The following is a 16,987-nucleotide window of genomic DNA, read 5'->3' on the forward strand; positions in this document are numbered from 1 at the left end:
ACGACAGATGAGCGATGGGCACAATGCAATCGAGGGTACGGCGACCGACCCCGTTTGCGGAATGAGCGTGAAGATGGACGGCGCCCGCTTCATCGATCGACACGAGGGTGGCGACCATTACTTCTGCTCCTCGCGCTGCCTCGACAAGTTCCGCGCGGATCCGGAGATGTATCTTTCGAAGGCGCACCTCGATGCTGTCGAGGATGTCCCGGAAGGTACGATATACACCTGTCCGATGCATCCGGAGATCCGGCAGCCGGGGCCGGGCTCCTGCCCGATATGCGGGATGGCCCTCGAACCCGAAACGGTCACCTTGAACGAGGGCCCCGATCCCGAACTCGTCGACATGCGGCGAAGGTTCTGGTGGAGCGCGCTCTTCACCCTGCCGCTCTTCGCCTATGCGATGGGCGACATGATCCCGTCGCGACCGTTCGATCAGGTCATCGAACCCGCTTTCGCGCAGTGGCTGCAGCTTCTGCTGGCCACTCCGGTGGTGCTTTGGGGCGGCTGGCCCTTCTTCACCCGCGCGCTGCAATCAGTCCGAACCATGAACCTCAACATGTTCACCCTGATCGGCTTCGGCGTTGCCATCGCTTATCTGTTCAGCCTTGTGGCAACCCTCGCCCCGGACATCTTCCCCGAGGCTTTCCGCGATCATGCGGGCCGGGTCGGCGTCTATTACGAGGCCGCAGCGGTTATCACGACCCTCGTGCTGCTCGGGCAGGTGCTCGAGCTCAAGGCGCGCGGATCGACATCGAGCGCCTTGCGAGCGCTTCTCGAACTCGCGCCCCCGACCGCGATGAAGATCTTCGGTCGCGGCGATGAGCGCGAAGTACCGCTCGATGAATTGACGTCGGGGGACCTGCTGCGCGTGCGTCCGGGCGACAAGGTCCCCGTCGATGGCACGCTCGAGGATGGAAGCAGCGCCATCGACGAGTCCATGATCAGCGGCGAGCCCATTCCCGTCAAGAAAAGCGCTGGCGATCCCGTGATCGGAGGCACTGTCAACCAGACCGGCAGCTTCACCATGCGCGCGACGCAGGTCGGCGCGGACACCATGCTCTCGAAGATCGTGCAGATGGTGGCGGAGGCGCAGCGCAGCCGGGCACCGATCCAGCGGCTCGCCGACCAAGTCACCGGATGGTTCGTGCCCATCGTCGTCCTTGTCGCTATCGTGAGTTTTGTCGTCTGGGCCATCTGGGGACCGGCACCGGCCCTTGCCTACGCGCTCGTCAACGCGGTCGCCGTTCTGATCATCGCCTGTCCCTGCGCGCTCGGACTGGCGACGCCAATGTCGATCATGACCGGCACCGGCAAGGGAGCCCAGCACGGCATCCTGATCAAGAACGCCGAAGCGCTCGAAACGCTGGAAAAGATCGATACGCTGGTTGTCGACAAGACCGGCACACTGACCCGGGGCAAGCCCGATCTTGTCGACGTAAAACCGCAGTCAGATTTCGACGAGCAGGAATTGCTGAGCCTTGTCGCTGCCGTTGAGAGAGGAAGCGAGCATCCGCTCGCCCACGCGATCGTGGAAGGGGCTCAAAACAGGGGCGCTGCCATTCTCGACGCTTCCGATATCGAATCCGTGACCGGCGAAGGTATCCAGGCAAATGTCGACAAGCGCCTGGTCGCGATCGGGAATGAAAAGATGATGGAGCGTATAGGGGCGCTCGAAGAAGGCTGGCGGTCAACGGCGGACGAAGGCCGAAGCCTCGGACAGACGGTGATGTTCGTGGCCGTGGACGGGGCACCGGCAGGCCTTATCGCGGTCGCCGATCCGATCAAGGCAACCAGCCGCACCGCTATTGCCGCGTTGCATGAGCGCGGCATCAAGATCGTGATGCTTACCGGCGACAGCGAAGCCACCGCGCGTGCGGTAGCAAGCCAGGTCGGTATCGACGAAGTCGAAGCGAACGTCTCGCCCGAGGACAAACATCGCAAGATCGAGCAGTTGAAGAGCGAGGGTCGCCGGGTCGCTATGGCCGGCGACGGCATAAACGACGCACCCGCGCTTGCCGCTTCGCATGTCGGCATCGCGATGGGAACGGGTACCGATGTCGCGATCGAAAGCGCGGGCGTGACATTGGTGCGCGGCGACCTCGTCGGCGTTGTTCAGGCGCTCGTCCTGTCTCGGGCCACTATGCGCAACATCAGGCAGAACCTGTTCTTTGCCTTTGCGTATAATGCGCTCGGCATACCGGTCGCAGCAGGTGTCCTCTATCCATGGACCGGGTTGCTTTTGAACCCGATGATCGCGGCCGCAGCGATGAGCCTGTCTTCGGTATCGGTGATCGGCAACGCCCTGCGCCTGCGCGGCCTCGCTCTTCCCAAATTCGATACCTGAGCAATGGGTGCGGGACGGAGATGGCAAGAGTGACGGATAAGACGATGCAGGATCAAAACCAAATCTCTGAGAAATCGCGCGAATGGCGCGGTGCTCATCCAGCGCTCTGGATCGCGATATTCGGAATTCTTATCGCATTCGCCTGGGAGATGCTTCAGCTTCCTTTCTACCAGTCGGGAGGTCTGTCGCCTGCCGAGGCAGCACCTCGCTGCGGCCTGGCCTCGTTCGGCGATGCCGGGATCATGGTGGCCGCTTATCTCGGCGCCTCTGTCGGCAGTGGTAAAACGCCGTGGCTCGTAGACTGGCCGATCTCGCGTTTGGTCGTGTTCCTGGGAATCGGCCTGGCCATTACTGCCATGGTCGAAGTGCTGGCTGTCGGTGCCGACTGGGGGTGGTCCTATAGTGCAATCATGCCGCTTGTGCCCGGGACCAAAATCGGCCTGGTACCGATCGTGATGTGGGTCGCGGTTCCCACGGCCACCTTGTGGCTCGCGCGCCGTCTCGGCACCGGACCCCGCTGATCGCAAACCGGGATCTCCTATCCCTCGACAGCTGCCGGCTGCGGTCCCGATGGTGATCGACTTACCCGAAATCCGGCAATCAGGGCCAGCAGCGTGAGCAATTGCGCGCCGATCGTCTCGACAGTCGGGAAGAAGCCGAGTTCGGCGAGGCGCGGCAAGCCGGCAATGAAAGTGGCGGAAAGAACTCCGGCCTCCTGGAAAGCGCCCACGCCCTTGCCCGCGAGAATGACCGCAAGGATCGCAATCAGGATAGCACTGTAGCGGAAGAACTGGGTGATCGGCAGTTTGCGGCTGTAGCGCAGCATGGCCCAAGCAATGAGCGCCAGCAGCGCTACTGCGGACAAGGCACCTGCCAGTATGATGCCGCTGCTCTGCGGGTTCCACAGGGCAGCGTAGAACAGGATAGTCTCGAACGCTTCCCGGTAGACGACCACGAACGCAAGACCGAAGAGAAACCATGCCGATCCGCGCGAGAGCGCCTTGCCCATTTTTTCCTGGATATAGCGCCGCCATTCCTCGGCCTGGGATTTTCCATGCATCCAAATCCCGACCGAGAGGAGAATGACAGCTGCAAGCAGCGCGCCGATCCCTTCGGTCATCTCGCGGCTCGCACCGCTGATGCTTACGAAGTAGGTTGCTACGACCCAGGTGGCGACACCTGCGAAAAGAGCAGCGATCCACCCACCATGGATATAGGGCAATACCTCGGAGCGCTGCGACTTTTTCACAAAGGCGATCATGGCGATCACAACCAGAAGTGCTTCGATCCCCTCGCGCAGCAGGATGGTGAACGCCCCGAGAAAGGTCGAGATTTCGCTGGCCGCCTCAGGAGCCAACGCTTCCTCGGCTCTTGCCAGCAGACTATCGATGCGAGCCCTTAGTTGCTGTAGTTCGGATGGATTCGCACCGGACTCTATTCCGGCCCGGAATTGCCCGAGCGCCTGTTCTACCTCCCGCATCAAACCGCCATCGCGCGTTGCCAGGAGGGCCTCCAGGGGTTCAAACCCGTCGAGATAGGCAGACAGGGCAAGCTGCCGCGCTTCCTCTCGGTTGCCAGCCCGATAAGCTGACAGGCTGCGATCGAGCGTATCGCGAACGAAGGCGAGCGAACCTGCGTCATTTGCCTGTCCCACCGCATCGGGATTGGCGCGAAGATAGGCCATGACGGCGAGCGCACGGTCCTCGCCGATCTGCTCGGCCAGACTTTCCGGTGTGAGCGCGGCGAGCGTCTCGAGATCGGGGACAAGCTGGCGTATGCCATCATCTTCCCGCCAAATACGCTCGCCCTTGGCCACATCTTCAAAAGCAATGCTGCCGGCATGGAATGCAAGCGCCCAGCGATCCTCGTCGGACAGCGATGCGAAGCTGGCCATGGACGTTCCTTCCAGCCCTTGCGTGATGACCTGGTAAAGCCCGAACGCACTGCGCTGCCGCGCCCGGTCGATATCGGTAAAGTCGATCGGCGGGGGATCAAGTGCCTGCATTGCGGCCGGTGGCGCACTTCCGGCGGCGCCGTGACACGAGGCGCAGTTCTGCGCGAAGAGAGTGCGGGCGCGGTCAAGGTCGGGCGCTTGCGAAGGGGCAAGCGGAACCGGGTAGGCTGTCAGCAACGAGGCTGCCAGCGCGCGCGCTAAGCGCCCAACTCGCTCGGCGGGTTCCTTATTGGCGATCAGAGCTCGCAGCTGGTCCGATCGGCGGATGAGTGCTTGATTGTCTTTAGTGTCCGGAAATGCAGCGACCTGCCGCGCCACGACATCGGAAAACTCCACCATTTCGCGATATTCGAATTCGTCGGCAACACGTCCCTCGGAAACCGCGGAGGCGTAGTCGACCGCGATATAATCGAGCAGACGCCAGGTGGTTCGCACATCGGGTTCTTCCGCGTTCGCGGTGACGGACAGACACAGCGCAAGCGCCAGCAGAATGAGCCGCAGTGCCGGATGGACGGTGGCGGAGACGATGCGATGCATGAGGGGTCTCTATATCTGTTGCAATTAATTCGCAATAGCAGAGTCTAGACGGAAACGTATTTCCCTCAATCCGCAATCGCGGGCATATTCTGGAGTTTAGGTAGAGCGCAGTTCGCCACGTGCCTGTTTGAAGACTTCGGCACTTCCCCACACCGCCAGTCCTGCCATGATGCTCGCCACAACCAGATCGGGCCACGCACGGCCGGTGCCGAAAACGCCAATCGCTGCCGCCAGCACGGCGATATTACCGATCGCGTCGTTGCGCGAACAGATCCACACCGAGCGCATGTTCGCATCGCCCGAGCGATACCGGAACAGCATCGCGGCGACGGCGAGATTTACCGCCAAAGCAAGAGAACCGATGGCGCCCATCGTTCCCGGGTCGGGCGACGCCCCGACAAAAAAACCCCAGATGGCCGAGCCGAGCACCCACAGGCCGAAAGCCAGCATGGTCGCCGCCTTTACGAGAGCCGCACGCGCGCGCCAGACGAGCGCCATCCCCGCTACACCGAGACTGATAGCATAGTTTGCCGCATCACCGAGAAAGTCGAGCGCGTCGGCCTGCAAGGCGCGCGAATCCGCAGCAATGCCTGCCACGATCTCCACGCCGAACATGATTGCATTAAGGCCCAGTGCGATCCACAGAATGCGCCGCCATGTCGGATCGTTGTTGTTTGCACCGGCCTCATCGGGGCCGCAGCAGGTCTTTCCCATTTACTCGACTCCTTGCGTCAATCCGCCCTATGCACCTTGTAGTAACTACAAGGTCAAGCGACAGGAGCCTTTGTCATGAGAATTGGTCAACTTGCCCGGATAACCGGCGTCAAATCCGAAACAATCCGCTTCTACGAGCGTGAGGGTATCCTCGCTGCCCCTCCACGCACGCAGGCCAATTATCGCGATTATGGACCAGCAGAGGAAGCGCGCCTTAACTTCATACGGCGCGCGCGTGATCTCGGCTTCTCCATGGCACGCATCAGGGAATTGCTCGATCTCTCCGATGATGCCGACCGGTCCTGCGCGGGCATCGACGCTCTGGCCAGAAGCCATCTCGGCGAGGTCGAGCGCAAGATCGCGAGCCTGGAGGCGTTGCGGACGGAACTTGGGCGTATGATCGCTGCCTGCGAGCAAGACACTGTAGGCGATTGCCGCATCATCGATGCACTTGCGGGTACCGCCGAGCCTTGATGTCCGCGCCTCGTGCGCCAGTTCGGTCAGGCTCGCCAATGCACGGCTTTTGTCCGCCGCCCATAAGAGACTTAACTTCGGGAAAGGCCGACGAGTGCGAAGCTGCCCGTGTCGCCATCCCGGGTCTGTCGAACGGGCTATGATGCCGCCGCAGGCCAGTTCCAGACGGCCATTTTTTCAATGCTCATATTCGCCATAGTGTAGGGGATCCCGCCGACGCCAAGCCCGGAGCGGCGCAGCCCTGCAAAAGGCATCCAGTCCACGCGGAATGCCGTATGGTCGTTCACCATCACAGCCGATCCCGCCAGAGACTGTATGCAATGATTGGCGATTGACAGCCGATCGCTGAATACAGCGGCCTGAAAGGCGTAAGGCAGGGCATTGGCCTGCTCGATAGCCAGGTCGATATCGTCATAGCCATACACGCAGATCACGGGGCCGAAGATTTCTTCCTGGGATACCTTGGCACTTTCGGGAGGATCGACAATGACGGTCGGGGAGAAAAGAGTGTCACTCAGACGGCTTCCCCCGCACACCAGGGTGCCGCCTGCTGCAATGGCTTCATCGACCCAGCGTTCGACGCGGTCAACTTCCTCCGTCCGGATCAAGGGGCCGCATTGGGTTTTAGCATCGGCGGGATCGCCCACGACCAGCTTTTCGGCAGCTCGCCCTAGGTCATTGGCGAAGTCTTTCAATTCTGCAGCAGGGACGTACACGCGCTGCACGGAAACGCAGACCTGACCCGAATGATAGAACCCGCCTTTGAGCAACGAGGCGATCACTGCTGCGCGCTCCACGCCGCTGTCCACGATTACCGGCGCCGCGCCGCCGTGCTCGAGAGCAATGCGGGTTCCCGGCGCCAGCTTCGAGCGAAGCATCCAGCCGATCTTCGCAGAACCGATGAATGAGAAGAACTCCGTGCGCGGATCGGTTACCATTCTTTCGGCAATATCGTTGCCGCAAGGTGCGAACCGGCACCAGGCCTCGGGCAGGCCGGCTTCATGAAGAATGCTCACGAAGCTCTGGCATGACAGAGGCGTTTCCAGCGCAGGCTTGATGAGAACGGGGCACCCGGCTGCTACCGCCGGTCCAACCTGATGGACGATCAGGTTGAGCGGGTGATTGAATGCCGAGATCGCCACGACAGGACCGATCGGTTCGCGGAAGGTATAGGCCGTCCTTCCCGCACCCGCTTCTGTCAGGTCCATCGGAATTTCATGGCCGCCGCCCTCACTCAGCGCCTGAACGCACAAGTCGACGCTGTTGATCGCGCGACCGGCTTCCACGCGCGCATCGACCAGCGGTTTGCCGCCCTCCCTGACGATCTGGAGAGCCAGATCCTCGGCTCGTTCGCGCATGATATCCGCAGCCCGCCGGAGGATGGCGACACGCTCGTGCACGGCAAGCCAGCCATGGCGGTCGCGGTGGAGCAACTGCGCTTCATTCAGCCATTCATCGATTTGAGCCCAGTCGACAAGCGCTACTTCTGCAATCGGCGAGCGGTCGAAGGGATTGTGAACGATCGTTTTCATAGCTCGCACACCTTTGCGCCGAGTTCGTCGATCAGCACCTTCTTGTTTTCGGAATAATCGACGGGCAGGTCGACAAGGTGCACGCCGCCAGCCTCGAATGCGGCGTTCAGGACCGAAACCAGATCCGCGCTTCGCTCGACACGGTGGCCGGTCGCTCCATAGCTTTGTGCGTAGGTGACAAAGTCGGGATTGGAAAAGGTCAGGCCGTAGTCCGGAAAGCCAAGCTGGTCCTGCTTCCAGCGGATCATCCCGTATGCTGCATCATTCAGAACGAGAACGACAAGGTTCAGTCCAAGCCTGACGGCCGTTTCCAGTTCCTGCGAGTTCATCATGAACCCGCCATCGCCGCATACCGCGAGCACTCTGCGCCCCGGCGCCAGCATCGCAGCCATCATGGCCGATGGAAGGCCCGCGCCCATCGTCGCCAATGCATTGTCGAGCAGGATGGTGCCAGGCTCGTGGGCGATGTAGTTTCTGGCGAACCAGATCTTGTAGATACCGTTGTCGAGCGCAACGATATCATCGCGCGCCATTACGCTGCGTACGTCGGCAACCACGCGCTGGGGGACCATCGGAAAACGTTCGTCGTCGCTGGTCTCGGAGATGTGCGAAGCAATCTCGTGATGCAGGGCGGTATAATAGCTGCGGTCGCACTGCAGCTTGCCATCCAGGCGGTTTCCCAGCCGCTCGACCGATCCGGCGATGTCGCCGATGACCTCGAGCTGCGGGAAGTAGACCTGATCGACTTCAGCCGCCTTGTAATTGATATGGATGACGGTCTGCCCGCCCGGCTCCATGAAGAAGGGCGGCTTCTCCACCACGTCGTGACCGATATTGACGATCAAATCGGCCTTCTCGATCGCGCAGTGAACATAATCGCCCGACGATAGCGCCGCAGTGCCCAGATAGAGCTCGCTATCTTCATCGACCACGCCTTTGCCCATCTGGGTGTCAAAGAAGGGAAAGCCCGTATCGGATACGAATTTGCGCAACGCCTTCGAAGCGCGGCGGCGGTTCGCTCCGGCTCCGATCAGTAGCAGAGGTCTCTGTGCAGCGAGGATACGTCTCGCTGCCTCATCTAGAGCGGCGTCACCCGCTACGGCATAGCGCCTGTCATGCGGCGGTATGACAGGTTCGACCGTTTGCTCTTCAGCAATGTCTTCGGGCAGCTCGAGCAGCACAGCGCCCGGCCTTTCTTCCTGCGCCAGGCGAAATCCCTCGCGAACGAGCGACGGGATGCGGTTGCCGTTCACAATCTGGGTCGATGCCTTGCACAGCGGGGTGAACAGGGAAACGACGTCGACAATCTGGAACTGGGCCTGTTTCGAGGTCTTGATCGGTTTCTGCCCGGTAATGATCACGAGCGGGAAGGCTCCGAGCGCGGCATAGGCCGCCGGTGTGGTCAGGTTCGTGGCACCTGGCCCGAGTGTTGCCAGGCACACACCTGCCTTGCCGGTCAGGCGGCCATAAGTTGCCGCCATGAAGCCAGCGCCCTGTTCGTGACGGGCCAGAACCAGCGTGATGGTGGAAGTTCGCAGCGATTCCAGAAGATCCAGGTTCTCTTCGCCTGGAACGGCGAAAACATACTCGACACCCTCTGCCTCGAGCGCGGCGACCATAAGATCGGAAGCTTTCATTCGTCGGTCCTCATTTACGAGTTGCAGGGCGGTTCATGCCGTGCGCTACCAAACTGCTTGCTTGCAGCGGTCGACCTGATTGCCGCGCTTGTCAATGGTCGTGATCATGGTCTTGGCATTGGTTCTTTTCGACCTGATGGCCCGGGACCATAACCGGATCACAGTCCGCAGCGAGACAGGCTTCGAACGTTGCATGGGCGATGGCGTGCTGCGTCTCGAGCATACCGCGAGCCCGCGCCTTCACATCCTCGAAAGCCTGCAACGAAGATTCGGCAGGAACGACATGCGCCTCAAGCGCGCGATAATGCTCGCTGATGCTCCAGACTTGGACGTGATGGACGTCGGCCACGCCTTCTGCGTCACGCAGGTCGCTCACAATGCGATCGAACTCGCTTTCGTCCGGCACCGCGCCCATCAAGAGACGCACCGTGCGAGGCAACAAAGTAACGCCCTGCCAGATCACAAAGTCACCAATGACCACCGTGATGGTCAGATCGGCGATATAAAGTTCGTATCGCAGAATGAGCACGCCAGCCACGATCACACCGGCCGAAGCCAGCGCATCAGACACATTGTGCAGGAAGATCGAATAGGGTCAATTCCTCTTCTCGCCGTGTTTGGTTCCCGCATCGTCGTGGCTATCCATGTGAGCGTCGCGCAGAATCTCGATGCCGCCATAGAGAGCGATGCAAGCTACCGCGATGCCCACAACGAGGTCGGGCCAGTTGGTTCCGGTCAGCATCACAATGATGCCGGCGATAATGATCCCGCCATTAGAGATAAAGTCGTTGAAGCTGAAGGTGGTCGCCGCCCGCATATTGACGTCCTTGTTCTCCATCTTCTGCAGCAGGCGCAGGCAATAGAGATTGACCATCCCCGCGATGAACGCCATCGCCATCATCAATATCCCGCCCGGATCGGACCCTTCCACAAACCGTCGGTAAGCATCGAAGATAACCCCAGCAGAGAAGATCAGCAGCATGATGCCGGAGAAACGTGCGGCCCCGCGTTTCCAGGTCCGTGAGCGGGTCAGCGCGAGCAGGCTGAGCGCATAAACGATGGCATCGGATGAATTATCGAGGCCGTTCGCCAACAGCGCATTAGAATCGGCAAAATACCCGACCGCGAAAAAGCCGATCGCGATGGCCACGTTAAGCCACAGGACAACCCACAGGGTCTTGCGCTTTTCAGGCGACCCGACATCGACCTCATGTCCGCCACTCATGCTGCGTCCTCCTCGGTTTGTACCCAGCTTTCCGCATGACTACGCTGTGTTGGCCGGAAGAACTTCATTTCGGTGCGGAAGAGTGAGGATGACAATTTCGTGCCCCACTCTTCCCATTCGCTGTCGCCGATTATGGCGATCCGGCCGAAACAATCCTTAGGCCGGATGTCGAACTTGAGATCGCGCCAGAGACCTCCGAAGTTCCAACCCGAAAAGTCAGGCGCGAGCTCGATCACCATCGGGACGGTACCGGCCTCGCGCTCTGCGATATGTTCGAATTGGGGAACAAAGCGGTCATAGGCTTCATCCCCCTGCCTGCCTCCGGCACGTATCCAGAGCAGTCCGTTCTTTTCCTTCAGTGCCAGCACCGTATTCTCCTTTCCCGATCGGTCATGTGATGTCCTTCAGCTCGCGCTGCTCATCGCTTGTCACATTGCGCCGCAGCCTGTCCCACCAACGCTGTCGCCAGGTCCGGTCATCTTCTCTGGTCCCGAAAACCAGCTTCAAGATTGCGGGCAAGACGAAAAGGGTCAGCGCGGTGGCGGTGATCAACCCTCCAATGACGACTGTCGCCAAGGGACGTTGCACTTCCGCGCCGGTCCCGGTCGCAATGGCCATCGGCACGAAGCCGAGCGATGCAACGAGCGCGGTCATGAGAACCGGCCTTAGGCGCGCCAATCCACCATCGACGATGGCGTCATCGAGCGCCATGCCCCTGTCGAGCCGCTGACGGATCGCAGTCACCATCACGAGGCCATTCAAGGTCGCCACACCCGACAGGGCGATAAAGCCTACCGCCGCAGATACCGAGAATGGCATCCCGCGTAGAGCCAAGGAGAAAATCCCGCCTGCCAGGGCCAACGGGATCGCGCTGAATACGGCGAGCGCCGGCACCCAGCCCCCAACCGCCATGTAAAGCAGCAAGAGAATGACCGCGAAAGCGATAGGAATGACTATCTGAAGTCTTTCCTGAGCAGCCTGGAGGTTCTGGTATTGACCGCCCCACTCGATAAACGCGGCAGCGGGCAGTTCGACCTGCGCCGCAACCCTTTCCTGGGCCTCTTCTACAAAAGACCCGAGGTCGCGTTCTCGCACGTTGGACGAAACGATCACCAGTCTGCGTCCCTGTTCCCGGCGAACCTCCGCGAGACCATCCACCACACGGAACTCGGCAACCGAGCGTAGCGGTATGGTTGCCCCGTTCGGGAGCAGCACCGGCAAAGCACCCAACTGGTCGAAATCGTCGCGGGTCGCGTCCGACAACCGCACAACCACATCGAAGCGGCGATCGCCTTCGAAAACGAGGCCCGCAGGCCGACCGCCCAGTGCGATCGCCACCGATTGCGCAACGTCTTCGACCTTCAGCCCGTAACGGGCAATCGCTGGCCGATCGAAGGCAATGTCGAGGGTGGGGAACCCGGTCACTTGCTGGACCTTGACGTCCGCGGCGCCGTCGACATTGCGCAGCACGCCCGCAACCTCGTTCGCCGCCGAGGTCATGGCGCTGAGATCGTCTCCGTAGATCTTGACGGCAACATCTCCGCGAACGCCTGCGATCAATTCGTTGAACCGCAATTCGATCGGTTGGCTGAACTCGTAAAGGTTGCCGACGAGACTGCTGAGGGCGCTCTCCATTTGCGCGACCAACTCGTCCTTGGCGAGATCGGGATCGGGCCATTCCTCACGGGGTTTGAGGATCACGTACGCATCGGAAGCGTTCGGCGGCATCGGGTCACTGGCCACTTCCGCCGTGCCCGTCCGCGAAAAGACAAGCTCGACTTGCGGAAATTGCTCGAGCCGGTCCTCTACCCGCCTTTGCATCGCGAGCGAACGTTCGAGCGATGTCGAAGGAATACGCAGCGATTGCACGGCGATGTCGCGCTCGTCCAATTGCGGTGTGAACTCGCTCCCGAGGAAGCTGAACACGAAGGCCGCAAAGGCGAAGATGCCGACGCCCATGCCGATGACCGGCCAGGGGCGGGTGATCGCCTTGCGGACCAGCGGTCCGTATCGCTCCTTGGCGATCCGGATCGGCTTGACCTCCTTTTCCGTCAGCTTCTTGTTGAGCAGGATGGCGATCATTGCCGGGACGAAGGTCAGCGACAACACGAACGCCGAGGCGAGCGCGAGCATGACCGTGATCGCCATGGGTGAATAGGTTTTGCCTTCGACGCCGGTAAAGGTGAGAAGCGGTGCGAAGACGAGAAGAATGATCGCCTGGCCGTACACGGTTGGCTTGATCATTTCCTGCGCGGCAAGCCGCGTTTCCGTCAACCTCTCACCAAGTGTAAGAAGTCGGCCCTCGTGTTCCTGTCGAGCCGCGAGCCTCGCGACGCTGTTCTCGACGATGATGACGGCACCATCGACGATCAGGCCGAAGTCCAGCGCACCCAGGCTCATGAGATTGCCCGAAACGCCGAGCCGGTTCATTCCGATCGATGCCATCAGCATGGAAAAGGGGATGACCAGCGCCGCGATGATCGCTGCCCGGATGTTGCCCAGCAGCAAGAACAGGATCGCAATGACCAGAAGCGCGCCCTCGACAAGGTTCTTCTCGACGGTCGCGATCGTCGCATCGACCAGGGAAGACCGGTTGTAGACGATCTCCGCGACAATTCCTTCCGGCAGGGAGCTGCGAACTTCCTCGAGCCGTTCGGCCGCCTCGGCCGACACGGTGCGGCTGTTCTCGCCCGCGCGCATGAGCACGGTGCCCACGACCGCTTCATCGCCGTTCAGCGACGCCGCGCCCGTTCGCAGGTCGCCACCGATGCTGACTGTGGCGACGTCACCTACGCGAATGGGGACCCCCTCGCGGGTGGAAACGACCGCCTGCTCGATATCCTCAACACTGCCGAGGCGCGCATCGACCCGGGCGAGAAGGGCTTCACCGGCCCGCTCGACGAAATTGGCGCCTTCGGCGAGATTGGCCGCTTCCAGCGCGTCGATCACCTCGTCGAACGATAAACCGTAACCGGTCAATCGCGCGGGATCGGGTTGAACGAGGTATTGCTTTTCGAAGCCGCCAATCGAGTCGACACCTGCCACACCGTCGACCGACCGCATGAAGGGCGCAACCACCCAGTCCTGAATAGTTCGCAGATACGCGGCCTTGGCGACATCACTGTCGAGCTGGTCGCCACGTTCGGTTACGAAGCTCCCGTCGGACTGCCATCCGACCGCTTCGCCCCGCGGCGCTTCCTTGCCATCAGGATATTCGTACTCGATGACGTACATGAGCACTTCGCCCAATCCGGTCGAGATGGGCCCCATCACCGGTTCGGCACCCTCGGGCAGGGAAGCACTTATGGGCGTCAGCCGTTCGTTGACCTGCTGACGCGCGAAATAAATGTCGGTCCCTTCCTCGAAAATCGCGGTGACCTGGCTGAACCCGTTGCGCGATATCGAGCGGGTCATTTCCAGACCCTCTATGCCGGCAAGCCCGGTTTCAACGGGATAGGTCACCTGAGTCTCGACTTGCGAGGGCGACAGGGCAGGCGCCTTGGTGTTAATCTGCACCTGCACGTTGGTGATGTCGGGGACTGCATCGATCGGCAGGCGCGCAAGATTGCTTGCCCCCAATACCGCGATACCGACGGTCAGAACAATAATCGCCCACCGGAAGCGGACCGCGACATCGAGGATTAGGCCGATAAAGCCAAGTCCATGTTTATCCTCGGAGTACTTCGCCCCGAGCGAGTCATTAGTCGTCATCTTCGGCGTTCTCTTTTTGGAGCTCGGCTTTAAGGAGGAAGGCGTTTTCAGTCGCGATCCGCCAATTGGGTTGCAGACCCGATTCAATGACAACTTGTCCCGCTGACCGGGATCCGGTCACGATTGGACGTGCTAGGAATCCGCGGCGGGTACGAACGAAGACCACTTCTGCGCCATCGATCGTCTGCACGGCACTTTCCGGCACCGACATGCGGACTGTATCGACCTCACCCGAGGGGCGGATACGTGCCTGCAAGAAGGCACCGGGTTGCAGGCCGGGGATCGGCCTTGCCAGCGACAGGACCGCCGTAGCGCTGCGGCTTTCGGGATCGAGCGAGGGAGTGACGGATCGCACGCGCGCACCCACTTCCCGGTTGTCCGCGATTTCCAGCGTGGCCTCGTCGCCAGGCTGGATGCGGCTTGCTTCAGCCGACGGGAGGGCAACCTCGACCTGCATGCCGCTCGGGTTCACGACCTGGTAGAGTTCTTCTCCGGCCTCGACGAAGGACCCGAGAACGATAGGCGCCGAGGTCACTCGGCCCGCGAGCGGGCTCGTAACCGCGAGGGAGCGCCCGTCGCCGCTAACACCCGCCGCCGAGACTGCCGCTTGGGCACGCGCAAGTTCCGATTGAGCAACCTGCAGATTGGCTCGGGCGGCCTCGAGATCCTGCCGCGCGGTGACATTGGCTTCGAAAAGGCGGCGCTCTCGATCGTAGGCAGCAGACAATTCGTTGACCCGCGCGCCCGCTGCGCTGAGTTGCGCCGCAAGAGCAGCGGCGTCGGCGCTCTCGATGCGGGCAATCGTCTCTCCCTGCCTCACGTAATCACCCAGCGTTTTGCCGACACTGCGGACTACGCCCGCTGCGCGGGCATCGATGCGGGCACTTGCCGTCGGGCTTGCCGCGACGGTGGCCGGAAAGACCAGCTCGACCGCCGATCCCTGACCGACGGTTTCGACCTCTATCTGGGACGCTTCGATTTGTTCGGCGCCAAGCAGGACAAGCCCTTCGGGAAGCTCGGCCTCCTCGCTCGTTTCCTCAATGTGCTGGTCGGCACTGCCACTTGGCCACAGCATAAACACTGCAGCGGCGATTGAAACGATCACGCCGATAAAAACGGCCAGACGTCTACGGTTCATTTGGAAATACCTCATTGTGCGCCGAGCCAGATCAGCGTCGCCGCCAGGCGGCCACGATCTTCCTGGGCTTGAATCAATGCTTCACGGATGGTGTCGCGCGCTTCGGCCGCAGCCAGAACTTCGATCAGCGGAAATCTGCCGTTGCGGTAGCCAATCCGAACGAGGCGCAAGGCTTCCTCGGCTTGGGGCAAGGACGTCTCCGCGAGGGTCTCGACCCGCGCTTCGGCTGCCAGAAATTGTCCGCGAGCCTGCGTGACTTCGAGTTCGAAATCGGTGCGGGCAATCGCCTCCCGTGCCGTCGCGGCGCGAAGCCGCGCCTCGGCAGCAGCGATGTTTCCTTGGTTGCGATTACTGAACGGAAACGGGATCGAAACGCCTACGAGGAACGCCTGGTCTCTGCTTTCCTCGAACCGTCGGACACCGGCGGATATCGCCGGATCCGGAATGCCTAAAGAGCGTTCCCGGGCGATCGCGGCATCTGCAGCCTCGCGTTCGGCACGGGCGATCTGGAGACGTAAGGCCGAAGGCGAGGCGAGCAGCGTTGCCGGAGGTTCGATCTCGGGGAACACCGAAGGCACGTCCGCAGCAGGTGCTGCCTCGCCCCAAAGCGCGGCCAGCGCATTCCTCGCCGCACTGTCGGCAGCCAGGGCCGCTTCAAGCTCCGCGAGCGCCTCCGCAAGTGCCGCTTCGGCACGAAGCGAACGCAAGGGAGGCTCCCGCCCGACATCGACCAGTACCCCTGCGATCCTGGCAAGCTCGCGGTTGCGCTCGACTATGTCCCGCGCGAGTTCCAATCGGGCTGCCGCAGCGACGGCTTCCACATAGCGCTCGCGCACCGATCGCCCGAGCTGAGCAACCGAGAGCGCTCCTGAAAGGGTCGCGACGCGCGCCTCCGCCTGGGCGGCGCGGACGCGCGCTCCTCGTTTGCCGCCCAATTCGAGCCGCTGGCTCAAGGACAAAGTGTACTCGGTGGCCTGCAATCCCGAAAATGCGCCGCTTCCGGCAATGTTTTCGGCTTCGAAAGCAATTTCGGGGTTGGGCCGCAGCCGCGCCTGGTCGACCAGGGCCCGCGCCGCGTCGGCTTCGGCCCGCGGTCCGATCAGGCGCGGATTTTCTGGGGGCTCATCTGCGCTGTCGACGATGCCCGCACGAGCGAGCGCAGCTTCGAGCGTCAGAAGCTCACGCTCCTGCGCCGCCACGGTCGTGGCTTGAGCGGCGAGGAACAGCCCTCCAAGGAGGACCCCTCGCCAATGAATGGCTGACATTTTTCGAAAATTCCTCTGCTGACGATCCGAACTGCGCTGCGGCATGCAGCGCGGTGACGGTCGTCAGGCGCGAGGGGGGCGCTTCAGTCGGTCGGCAATTTCGGAAGCGAGCGCTTCGGCGGGAGGCGCATCGGGAACCACGACCAAGTGAGGGACCGAATTCTTCTGCACGGTGCCGGCAAAGCTCGCCCCGTGATGGCAATGGCCGTGTCCACACACGCCGTGTTGCTCGGCCGGCGCATCCGGATCGCCCGGCACTTCATCGGCGGCTGCGGATGACGCAGACGCGCTATCGAGCGAAGCCAGAACGGGCGTGCTTCCGGGCGCCACTTCGGCACCGCAAGCAGCAGCATCCGCCGCCGTCACGAACACCATCGCGACCAGCATGAGCAGGACGACGAAAGGGTGCAGGACAAGGCGACGATAGCTTGTAGTCATGGATTCCAACGGCTC

General features: G+C 61.6%; 14 protein-coding genes. 3 read left to right on the forward strand and 11 right to left on the reverse strand.

Features of this window, described 5'->3' with window-relative positions:
• Positions 1–7: 7 nt before the first annotated feature.
• Both ACGHJ7_RS13780 and ACGHJ7_RS13785 read left to right on the forward strand, forming a co-directional pair.
• Entirely contained in the window at positions 8–2,347 is a 2,340-nt protein-coding gene (locus ACGHJ7_RS13780) for a heavy metal translocating P-type ATPase (RefSeq protein ID WP_390478823.1), read from the forward strand.
• Positions 2,348–2,376: 29 nt separating this feature from the next.
• Positions 2,377–2,868 carry a hypothetical protein gene (locus ACGHJ7_RS13785; protein WP_390478825.1) on the forward strand — a complete coding sequence of 164 codons (492 nt, stop codon included), beginning with the start codon at positions 2,377–2,379 and terminating at the stop codon, positions 2,866–2,868.
• Between the two features lie 17 nt (positions 2,869–2,885).
• On the opposite strand, the gene ACGHJ7_RS13790 is transcribed toward ACGHJ7_RS13785, so the two are convergent.
• On the reverse strand, positions 2,886–4,838 hold the full coding sequence (locus ACGHJ7_RS13790) for an FTR1 family protein (protein WP_390478828.1): 1,953 nt from the start codon (positions 4,836–4,838) through the stop codon (positions 2,886–2,888).
• Between the two features lie 96 nt (positions 4,839–4,934).
• Positions 4,935–5,552 carry a cation transporter gene (locus ACGHJ7_RS13795; protein WP_054523302.1) on the reverse strand — a complete coding sequence of 206 codons (618 nt, stop codon included), beginning with the start codon at positions 5,550–5,552 and terminating at the stop codon, positions 4,935–4,937.
• 75 nt (positions 5,553–5,627) lie between these two features.
• Between ACGHJ7_RS13795 and ACGHJ7_RS13800 the strand changes: the two genes are divergently transcribed.
• Positions 5,628–6,026 (forward strand): helix-turn-helix domain-containing protein, encoded by a 399-nt coding sequence (locus ACGHJ7_RS13800; RefSeq protein ID WP_082347972.1) that lies wholly within the window; start codon positions 5,628–5,630, stop codon positions 6,024–6,026.
• 137 nt (positions 6,027–6,163) lie between these two features.
• Here the strand turns inward: ACGHJ7_RS13800 and ACGHJ7_RS13805 are convergent, their stop codons facing one another.
• The 9 genes from ACGHJ7_RS13805 to ACGHJ7_RS13845 form a co-directional block, all read right to left on the reverse strand.
• Positions 6,164–7,558, reverse strand: a complete 1,395-nt coding sequence (locus ACGHJ7_RS13805) for an aldehyde dehydrogenase family protein (RefSeq protein WP_390478832.1) — start codon at positions 7,556–7,558, stop codon at positions 6,164–6,166.
• Complete coding sequence (locus tag ACGHJ7_RS13810) at positions 7,555–9,195, reverse strand: acetolactate synthase large subunit (protein ID WP_151884808.1); 1,641 nt, start codon at positions 9,193–9,195, stop codon at positions 7,555–7,557. The genes ACGHJ7_RS13805 and ACGHJ7_RS13810 overlap by 4 nt, the downstream gene beginning before the upstream one ends.
• Before the next feature lie 91 nt (positions 9,196–9,286).
• Positions 9,287–9,766 (reverse strand): hypothetical protein, encoded by a 480-nt coding sequence (locus ACGHJ7_RS13815; RefSeq protein WP_390478837.1) that lies wholly within the window; start codon positions 9,764–9,766, stop codon positions 9,287–9,289.
• Between the two features lie 24 nt (positions 9,767–9,790).
• On the reverse strand, positions 9,791–10,420 hold the full coding sequence (locus ACGHJ7_RS13820) for a cation diffusion facilitator family transporter (protein WP_008603820.1): 630 nt from the start codon (positions 10,418–10,420) through the stop codon (positions 9,791–9,793).
• Positions 10,417–10,788, reverse strand: a complete 372-nt coding sequence (locus ACGHJ7_RS13825; RefSeq protein ID WP_390478840.1) for an STAS/SEC14 domain-containing protein — start codon at positions 10,786–10,788, stop codon at positions 10,417–10,419. Before ACGHJ7_RS13825 ends, ACGHJ7_RS13820 begins: the two co-directional genes overlap by 4 nt.
• A gap of 22 nt (positions 10,789–10,810) precedes the next feature.
• Entirely contained in the window at positions 10,811–14,131 is a 3,321-nt protein-coding gene (locus ACGHJ7_RS13830) for an efflux RND transporter permease subunit (protein ID WP_390478843.1), read from the reverse strand.
• Positions 14,121–15,269 (reverse strand): efflux RND transporter periplasmic adaptor subunit, encoded by a 1,149-nt coding sequence (locus ACGHJ7_RS13835; protein ID WP_390478846.1) that lies wholly within the window; start codon positions 15,267–15,269, stop codon positions 14,121–14,123. The genes ACGHJ7_RS13830 and ACGHJ7_RS13835 overlap by 11 nt, the downstream gene beginning before the upstream one ends.
• A gap of 11 nt (positions 15,270–15,280) precedes the next feature.
• A complete protein-coding gene (locus ACGHJ7_RS13840) occupies positions 15,281–16,534 on the reverse strand; it encodes a TolC family protein (protein ID WP_119595029.1) in 1,254 nt (417 codons plus the stop codon).
• 63 nt (positions 16,535–16,597) lie between these two features.
• Positions 16,598–16,987: hypothetical protein (locus tag ACGHJ7_RS13845; RefSeq protein ID WP_390478850.1), on the reverse strand; the 390-nt coding region annotated here is incomplete at its 5' end.

The organism is Altererythrobacter sp. MTPC7 (assembly GCF_042851395.1).
GTDB lineage: Bacteria > Pseudomonadota > Alphaproteobacteria > Sphingomonadales > Sphingomonadaceae > CAJXSN01.

Excerpts from the sequence above, each read along its gene's own strand:
- ACGHJ7_RS13795 (WP_054523302.1), bottom strand. The coding sequence starts at position 5,552 with ATGGGAAAGACCTGCTGCGGCCCCGATGAGGCCGGTGCAAACAACAAC.
- ACGHJ7_RS13820 (WP_008603820.1), bottom strand. The coding sequence starts at position 10,420 with ATGAGTGGCGGACATGAGGTCGATGTCGGGTCGCCTGAAAAGCGCAAG.
- ACGHJ7_RS13800 (WP_082347972.1), top strand. The coding sequence starts at position 5,628 with ATGAGAATTGGTCAACTTGCCCGGATAACCGGCGTCAAATCCGAAACA.
- ACGHJ7_RS13780 (WP_390478823.1), top strand. The coding sequence starts at position 8 with ATGAGCGATGGGCACAATGCAATCGAGGGTACGGCGACCGACCCCGTT.
- ACGHJ7_RS13805 (WP_390478832.1), bottom strand. The coding sequence starts at position 7,558 with ATGAAAACGATCGTTCACAATCCCTTCGACCGCTCGCCGATTGCAGAA.
- ACGHJ7_RS13835 (WP_390478846.1), bottom strand. The coding sequence starts at position 15,269 with ATGAACCGTAGACGTCTGGCCGTTTTTATCGGCGTGATCGTTTCAATC.
- ACGHJ7_RS13840 (WP_119595029.1), bottom strand. The coding sequence starts at position 16,534 with ATGTCAGCCATTCATTGGCGAGGGGTCCTCCTTGGAGGGCTGTTCCTC.
- ACGHJ7_RS13830 (WP_390478843.1), bottom strand. The coding sequence starts at position 14,131 with ATGACGACTAATGACTCGCTCGGGGCGAAGTACTCCGAGGATAAACAT.
- ACGHJ7_RS13810 (WP_151884808.1), bottom strand. The coding sequence starts at position 9,195 with ATGAAAGCTTCCGATCTTATGGTCGCCGCGCTCGAGGCAGAGGGTGTC.
- ACGHJ7_RS13790 (WP_390478828.1), bottom strand. The coding sequence starts at position 4,838 with ATGCATCGCATCGTCTCCGCCACCGTCCATCCGGCACTGCGGCTCATT.